This window comes from Mesorhizobium sp. P5_C1, assembly GCF_054049815.1.
In genome coordinates this window covers 1-765 of record NZ_JBFULQ010001238.1, presented here as the reverse complement: position 1 = coordinate 765, position 765 = coordinate 1, and the positions used below count along the sequence as shown (strand labels likewise).

The following is a 765-nucleotide window of genomic DNA, read 5'->3' as shown; positions in this document are numbered from 1 at the left end:
GAATGGGCCACGATGATCCCCTGGTAGGGAAAGGCGCCGAAATTTTCGGTRCCGTTGTAGCTGCCCTCCTGGGTSGCGGTCAGCAGCGGATGCAGSACCTTGATSGGYGCCTTGAACATYTCSACGAATTCRAGCAGGCCCTGSGTSGTCCGGTTCAGYCCGCCGCTRTAGGAATAGGCGTCCGGATCGGACTGGCTGAAATTTTCCAATAGCCGGATGTCGACCTTGCCGACCAGGGCCGAGACGTCCTGATTGTTCTCATCGCCCGGCTCGGTCTTGGCGATGCCGATCTGGCGCAACCGCGAAGGCATCAGCTTGACGACGCTGAACTTGGAAATGTCGCCAGAGAGTTCGTCGAGGCGCTTGGCCGCCCATGGCGAGATGAGCCCGTTCAGCCGGCGTCGGGCTATGCCGTATTTATCCTGCAGCAGGTCGCCCATGCGATCGGGATGGAAGAGGCCAAGCGGCGATTCGAAAACCGGGCTGACCTGGTTGCCGACCTTCAGCGTGTAGATCGGGCGCTGCTCCATCAATTTCTTCAGCCGTTCGGCAAGCGAGGATTTGCCGCCGCCAACCGGGCCAAGGAGATAAAGGATCTGCTTGCGCTCCTCGAGCCCCTGGGAAGCGTAGCGAAAATAGCCAGCAATGCGTTCGATCGTGTCCTCCATTCCGTAGAAATCGGAGAAGGAGGGATAGATCTTAACGGTGCGGTTCGAGAAAATGCGACCGAGCCGTTCGTCCTTGCTGGTGTCGACCAGGTTCGGC

At 59.4% G+C, this 765-nt stretch carries 1 pseudogene; it reads right to left on the bottom strand.

Annotation, left to right across the window (positions count from 1 at the left end):
* Positions 1-765, bottom strand: a pseudogene (locus tag ACXJ7R_RS35100) (PrkA family serine protein kinase); the annotation flags it as partial.